Annotated in this window: 8 protein-coding genes; 4 read left to right on the top strand and 4 right to left on the bottom strand. The window is 42.4% G+C overall.

Going from position 1 to position 7167, the window contains the following annotated elements; all coding sequences use genetic code 11:
• Positions 1-181: 181 nt before the first annotated feature.
• The gene (locus tag EV212_RS12865; protein WP_132094243.1) at positions 182-1501 is read right to left on the bottom strand and encodes an aspartate kinase; all 1320 of its coding nucleotides are present in this window, start codon (positions 1499-1501) and stop codon (positions 182-184) included.
• A gap of 177 nt (positions 1502-1678) precedes the next feature.
• Here EV212_RS12865 and EV212_RS12870 point away from each other — a divergent pair, with 177 nt between their 5' ends.
• The 4 genes from EV212_RS12870 (at position 1679) to EV212_RS12885 (ending at position 3752) form a co-directional block, all read left to right on the top strand.
• The gene (locus tag EV212_RS12870; RefSeq protein WP_132094246.1) at positions 1679-2563 is read left to right on the top strand and encodes a diacylglycerol/lipid kinase family protein; all 885 of its coding nucleotides are present in this window, start codon (positions 1679-1681) and stop codon (positions 2561-2563) included.
• Between the two features lie 69 nt (positions 2564-2632).
• Positions 2633-2857 carry a spore coat associated protein CotJA gene (locus EV212_RS12875; RefSeq protein WP_243115564.1) on the top strand — a complete coding sequence of 75 codons (225 nt, stop codon included), beginning with the start codon at positions 2633-2635 and terminating at the stop codon, positions 2855-2857.
• Positions 2854-3165: a spore coat protein CotJB gene (locus tag EV212_RS12880; protein ID WP_132094251.1), complete on the top strand. Its 312-nt coding sequence runs from the start codon at positions 2854-2856 to the stop codon at positions 3163-3165. Before EV212_RS12875 ends, EV212_RS12880 begins: the two co-directional genes overlap by 4 nt.
• Positions 3129-3752 (top strand): manganese catalase family protein, encoded by a 624-nt coding sequence (locus EV212_RS12885; RefSeq protein WP_132094254.1) that lies wholly within the window; start codon positions 3129-3131, stop codon positions 3750-3752. The genes EV212_RS12880 and EV212_RS12885 overlap by 37 nt, the downstream gene beginning before the upstream one ends.
• 62 nt (positions 3753-3814) lie before the next feature.
• On the opposite strand, the gene EV212_RS12890 is transcribed toward EV212_RS12885, so the two are convergent.
• The 3 genes from EV212_RS12890 to EV212_RS12900 form a co-directional block, all read right to left on the bottom strand.
• The gene (locus EV212_RS12890) at positions 3815-4297 is read right to left on the bottom strand and encodes a hypothetical protein (RefSeq protein ID WP_132094256.1); all 483 of its coding nucleotides are present in this window, start codon (positions 4295-4297) and stop codon (positions 3815-3817) included.
• 109 nt (positions 4298-4406) lie between these two features.
• Positions 4407-5714 carry an AAA family ATPase gene (locus EV212_RS12895; protein WP_132094259.1) on the bottom strand — a complete coding sequence of 436 codons (1308 nt, stop codon included), beginning with the start codon at positions 5712-5714 and terminating at the stop codon, positions 4407-4409.
• A 106-nt stretch (positions 5715-5820) separates the two neighbouring features.
• Positions 5821-7062 (bottom strand): nickel pincer cofactor-dependent isomerase, group 22, encoded by a 1242-nt coding sequence (locus EV212_RS12900; RefSeq protein ID WP_456298273.1) that lies wholly within the window; start codon positions 7060-7062, stop codon positions 5821-5823.
• Between the last annotated feature and the right edge of the window lie 105 nt (positions 7063-7167).

Raw genomic sequence — 7167 nt, forward strand, 5'->3', positions numbered from 1 at the left:
AGTATTTACTTATGCTAATCTTCCAGATATTCCCTATAGTCGGATTCGCTGGCAAATAACATATATTTACCTTCGACTAATCCCATATATCCCTCTGTCACTGCATATCCCTTCATGTTATCAACCACCTTTTCATTAAGATGGCTTCATTGTAAAGGATTCAGTGTCCCATAAAACGGACTTAGAGACGAATTGTCACAAAAATATCGTAAATTGCCTTGATGGCTGCTTCAAAATCCTTGTTCTGAACACCAATGATGATATTCAACTCGCTGGAACCCTGATCAATCATCTTAACATTGACATTCGCATGGGCCAATGCGGAGAAGATTCTTCCGGCAGTACCACGGGTCGCCTTCATACCCCGTCCGACAACAGCGACCAGGGCCAAATCACCCTCCATTTCTATGGAATCCGGATGAACCGCACGATGCAAATTTGCAAGAACGGCCTGTTCCTTCTGCTGGAACTCATCCTGATGCACAAAAACGGTCAGAGTATCAATGCCGGACGGCATATGTTCAAAGGAAACGCCTTCCTTTTCAAATGCCTCAAGAACCCGGCGTCCAAAGCCGACCTGAGCATTCATCATATCTTTTTCAATCGTGATCGACACAAAGCCTTTCTTTCCGGCAATACCGGTAATGGTATATTCCGGTTTCACACAGGTACTTTCAACGATAAAGGTTCCCTCGTCCTCCGGCGCATTCGTATTTCGGATATTAATCGGAATGCCCTCCGTACGCACCGGGAAAATCGCATCTTCATGAAGAACGCTGGCTCCCATATAAGAAAGCTCCCGCAATTCTTTATAAGTTACTGTATGAATCGGTTTTGGATTCTCAATGATCCTCGGGTCAGCCACAAGGACACCGGAAACATCGGTCCAATTTTCATACACATCCGCCAATACAGCTTTGGCAACAACCGAACCGGTAACATCAGAACCACCACGTGAAAATGTCTGAACCTTTCCGTCAGCACCGCATCCATAAAATCCCGGAATAACCGCTCTTTCAACTTTATTCAGCTTCCTGCCCAATGTATTGTAAGTCTTCTCCTGATCCAACTGTCCGTCCTCACGGAAGAAGATATATTTTACCGGATCTATAAATTCATAATCCAGATATTTTGCCATCACAAGACCATTTAAGTATTCTCCTCTGGAGGCTGCATAATCGATACCTTCTTTATTCTTAAAAGCCGTTTCAATGGTCTTAAATTCATCATCCAATGACATGTCCAGAGATAAGCCCTGGATAATCTCGTTATACCGCGCCTTAATCTGTTCAAGAAGTCCTCTGAAATCCGTCTCGGTCATGGCCGTCTCATAGCAATGATAAAGCATGTCTGTCACTTTGACATCCTTCGCGAAACGTTTACCCGGCGCGGAAGGAATCACATATTTTCTATCCGGGTCGCTTTTAATAATATTCCCTACCTTTTTAAACTGTTCAGCGCTGGCCAGGGAACTGCCGCCGAACTTTACAACCTTCTTCATCTGATAGCCTCCAAATAATATTCTCCTGCTTTTTAAAATTATATAACAGAATCCCCATTTGTCAACGTTTTCTTACAAAACTTATGGTAGCCACCACCCACAAAATAATATATAATATCTGTATGCCCGACATCCGGACAAGCGGATGGGACAAAAGCCTGAAGGAGGTTGCTCATCATGAAAAAACGTATGCTCTTTATTGTAAATCCATGCTCTGGCACCGTAAAAATCAAGGATAGCCTTTTAGATATCTGCCAGATTTTCTGCGAGGCCGGTTATGACCTGACTTTAAATGTCACAAAATATATTTCTGATGCCATCAAAGAAGCTTTAAGCCAAGCTAGCCATTATGATCTGGTTGTCTGCAGCGGCGGCGACGGAACATTTAATGGAATGGTGTCCACACTTGTTTCTCTTGAAGAACATCCGTCTATCGGTTATATTCCATCGGGAAGTACGAATGATTTCGCCCGCAGTATCGGACTGAATGGAAGCTCCATAGATATTGCCCGTCAGATCATGACTGGTTCTCCGCGCAAACTTGATATTGGCGCTTTTAACCAGCTCTATTTTTCCTATGTGGCGTCCTTCGGCGCCTTCACGGAAGCTTCTTATAATACACCACAATCCCTGAAAAACCGTCTTGGCCACCTGGCTTATATTCTGGAAGGCGTAAAAGATCTTTCGACCATTGAACCATGCCGCATGAAGATCGTTCATGGTGATGAAGTCATGGAAGGGAATTATATCTGGGGTGCCGTCTGTAACTCCACATCCATCGGCGGCATGATCCGTCTGAATAAAGAACTTGTCGATTTCAATGACGGCCTTTTTGAGGTCATGCTTATCAAAATGCCAAAAACCTTGATCGATCTGACAAAGATTGTTGTTTCCATTAACACCCAATCCTATGACCCGGATGTGATCACCTTTTTCCAAGCCAGCGCATTGGACGTTTACCCTGAAACTGAGATTCCGTGGACACTGGACGGCGAATACGCTCCTGGAAGCAAGGAAATTCATATTGAAAACATACACGACTCTCTTCAAATTATTATTTAATATTTTCACATTTTTTCTCAGTTTTCATACATTAATAGTAAAATGAGCGATTCTACGAAAGGCGCTTTTATGAATTACCGACAAAATATGGCTCCGTGCTGCCAGCCAATGAACCGGTCCATGCCGGCTCCGGCAGCACCGGCCTGTGAAAATATCAGCACCTATCCCATTGCCATGGCCTATGTGCCAATGCAGACCTTTCAGACAACATTTGACTTAAACCGGAGTCTGGAAGTCGGCACCATTTTTCCTGAGCTTCTCAAACCGTTCTGTGGAAAGAGGTGTGTGCGATGAGAAATTTATGTCAACTTTCCCAATCTCAATTATTTGATTATATTAATAAAGTCAGTTTCGCTGTGAATGATATTATTCTGTTTCTTGATTCCCATCCAAAGAATCAGGAAGCACTGGCCTATTTTCACGAACACAGCGAGCTCCGAAACGCAGCCTTGAAAGAATATGCCCGCCGTTTCGGCCCTTTAACCATTGACACTGCCAACGACGCTGCCAGCAATTCCTGGGAGTGGATTCATCAGAAATGGCCTTGGGAAGGAGGTAGCTGTTCATGTGGAACTATGAGAAACGATTGCAGTATCCGATAAATATCACACAGCCAAATGCTCAGATTGCCCAGGTGATCATGAGCCAATACGGAGGCCCTGACGGCGAGATGGGCGCCTCTATGCGTTATCTCTCCCAGCGGTTCGCCATGCCGAACCGCCAGGCCATGGGTATGTTGACCGATATCGGTACAGAAGAACTGGCCCATCTGGAAATGGTGGCCACTATCGTCACCCAGCTTACCCGGAATTTATCTATGGACGAAATCAAAAAATATGGTTTTGATAAATACTATATCGACCACACCGTTGGCATCTGGCCGCAGGCGGCTGGCGGCGTTCCGTTCAATGCCTGTGAATTCCAGTCGAAAGGCGATCCGATTACCGATCTATTTGAAGATATGGCCGCAGAGCAAAAAGCCCGTACGACCTATGATAACATTCTTCGTCTTGTAAAAGACCCGGAAGTGGCTGACCCGATCCGTTTCCTCCGCGCCCGCGAAATTGTCCATTTCCAGCGTTTTGGTGAAACTCTGAGGATTCTTCAGGAACAGTTGGATTCCCAAAACTTCTATGCCTTCAACCCTTCCTTCGACGCACCGACCACATGCCCGCCATGTGCTAAATAAAAACAGCGCCGCTGCTTCACAACCTGCTGATGGGTTGTGAAACGGCGGCTTTCCTCAGTAATTTAAACTTCTTTTAAGCGCTCCTCTGTTTCCATTGGAATGACAAAATTCTTTTCAAAAAGATTCGACGTATAGGTATGTGTCCCATTAAAAAGATATTTTTCAAACTTCTCAATCCCAAAAAGTTTTTCTTCCTGTTCCGCCAAATTAAAAATATACGAGTAATTGGCAATTCTTCCAGTAGATGTTTGGATTTTGTCCGTCTTATTTGAGTTATATACCAAAATATAATTTATGTTATCTCTTATAAAACCAATATCCGGAATGATACCTAACTCTATAAGCATAATTAAACTATCATACAACTTTCTGAAAATTTGTTCTTTCTTTACAGTTCCATTTTTAAACTCTATGAAATACCACTTTCCCTGCGAACTGATGTAGAGTGCATCATTAGAACTTGGCACTCCATTCCAACCTCTTCCTCGTGCATAATCCTTTGGTATTTTATCAAAATGAATGACCTTTATTTCACTTTCACACATGAACGTCCGGTTCGTATCGTCCAAAGACGCCCTTTTCAGCGTACAGATATGATTTTGGAATATTTGGGGCAGTGCATTAATTACCTCTTCCGTCATGGACATCTCCCTTTCAATCATTATTCAGTTCATATCTCAATGTATCTAATGCCTGAATCGGCGAAGCCATCTTTTTATATATCAAATCGATATTTTCAGTGACCAAATCCATTTGAACTGCATCATTAACATTCGACGACAAATAATAATTTACTTTATCATCAATTCCATGTTTACATGAAAACAAATGGATTGCATCCAAAAAATATGGACTGTGAGTAGTCACGATTACAGACAGATCAAAATGTTTCTGCAATAATACAATCAGCTCAGCATATGCAATCTGCCATTGGGGATGTAAATGTATTTCCGGTTCGTCTAATATAACGACATCTTTTTCCTTCAAACATCCTTTTTCTATCAGCATTTTTAATATGACAAATGCTTTTAATCCTGCGGAAAGATTATGAAAGACTATTGGTTCGTTAAAACTGCTATTCTTTAGATAAAACTCCTCATCCTTGCCAAAAATAATCTCTCCGTCAACAATACTCTGCAAAGTTTCATATATATCGCTTAATTTCTCTTTGGTGCGAACCGACTCAATAACACCGTCAATAACATCGTCTCCGTCTTCCTCAATCAACAAATTCTTTAAAAATTCGTTCATTGGATTCAGATCATTATAACCGGATAACTCATCAATAACAAACGGATTATCAATATAAATTGCTTTATGAATAATATTCAGCTCATTTGTAAAATGCTTACATTCATTATTACTGAAAAACAGCTTTTCCGATCTTTCTTTGATCTGAAGCTTCAAAACTGCTTCGTCACTTTGATGATTGGATGCAGAATTCATCTGTGCATGAAATACCCGATTAAAATACCTGGATATCACTTCCCGAATAATCGTTTCCTCCGGCAAAAGCAATATTTCACTTATATTACGAACCATTTCATCAACCATGTCCGGCCATTCATCCAGCTTTTCCAGTTTCAACGAATTCCGGCCCAGGCTACGTTCAACTATCTCCCGGATTTTGTCGTCAGAAATCGTCACATTCTCATCCATCACTTTTTTTAGCTGTAAACGAATCCTTCTGGATAAATTTACCACACTATTTGTCAGCACCGATCTGGAAATATCTAAAGAACTTATGTACTTTCGAAGAATTAATCGATTTGTCTTATCAACTTCACTCATACGCTCCCCTGAAATTTTCTCTTCAATATCATTCAGCGCATTAAAAAAAGAAAAGAGTATTTTTCCCACTGTACTTTTTCCTGTATTATTTTCACCAGCAATCACTGTAATGCCATCAATAATAATATCCGCATTTTTAATTTTTGCAAAATTTTCTATACCAAGTTTCATTTATGATTCCTTTCTGCGCCTCGAAAACAATATGGATATTCCCAACTTATAGATAGTATTGTATCCCATTTTCTTTACAAATACAACGAGAAAATCGCTTCTTCCTTTACCTCAGCTTTCTCTGCCCCCTCTGTCTTGGCAGCCGGTCCGTCAGATTGCCTTCCGAATCGAAAGCCAGAGTCTCTGGTCCTGAAAGGATTTCCACGTTCTCCGGCAGATGTCCGGCCAAAGCCTCAGAAACCCACATAAATTCGACAAACTGACTGTTAAATATCCGAATAATTCTGGGATAGAGTATATCCGCTTGGATACAGGTTTTCAGGCAGAATTGTATGGCTTCCCTATCATTTGTCATGACACATGGAATTCTGGACCCATTGAGATTTTTACATGTCAGAGCATTTATGTACATCTTATTTACATCAAGCTGTTTAAAAATCCGGTTAGTAATCACACTGGCCATTCCTGTTCCCATGCCATTGCCACGGGTTTCCGGTGATAAATCCAATAGACATATCCGCTCTGCCCGAAGTCCTCCCGTGGCAAAAGGTGTCGCAAATGACCCCGTCACGTTAGGGTCCATGCCGTCACCACTGAAATTTTTTCCAATTTCATCCACGATGAGCACATCACAGGCAGGCAGTAAAATTCGCGGCATGCTCTGCTCAGCCTCTTTTAACAGTTTCGGCTCCATGGATTCAATATCCTCCCGGCGCATCACCTTAATCTTCTTTGTCTCATCAAAGGCATTTTCAACAATGCCCACTCCACACAAAATATTGGCATATTTAAGAATAGCGGTCCCGAAGGTCTGGACATTATAGGCCATCCTCTGGAAACCTTCAGCATGGCATACGGAGGCTCCATACTGCTTCCCCAGGCCAATTGCCATCATTTTCATCAGGCCGCTCTGATAAGGTCCCCGGAATGCTGTATGGGGCTTGATGCGTCCCACAACAATAATCCCATCGGCCTCCGCTGCCGCCTTGTCGATAAACACGTTCCGCCCATCAACTGTCCTTCCGATTTTCTTTACTTCCATAGAAGACGCAATCGGACAGCCTATAGATTCTTCCGTAATTCCATAACCGGCCAAAAGTTCTTTCTGGCCTTCCGCACTGGCCCCGCCATGACTTCCCATTGCCGGCACAATAAACGGCTTTGCACCACTATCCCTTAAAAATCCAACAATTGTTTTTAATATTAATCCGATATTGGCAATACCCCGGCTGCCTGCTGTCACAGCGATCCGTTCCCCCCGAAAAAATGAATACTGTCCAAGTTCCTGGCGCAATACAGATACAATTGTTTCACTATCCATATGGGTTTTATCAAATTTTTGTCTCACCTTATAAAACGTAAACGCTCAATAGCGAGTACCTCCCAAAATTAAGAGCCGCCTCACGGCAGCCCTGGTTATCAGTTTTTTCGAATCCCGTCCGGTAGATTTGGT

Source organism: Frisingicoccus caecimuris (assembly GCF_004340975.1).
Classification (GTDB): Bacteria; Bacillota; Clostridia; order Lachnospirales; family Lachnospiraceae; genus Frisingicoccus; species Frisingicoccus caecimuris.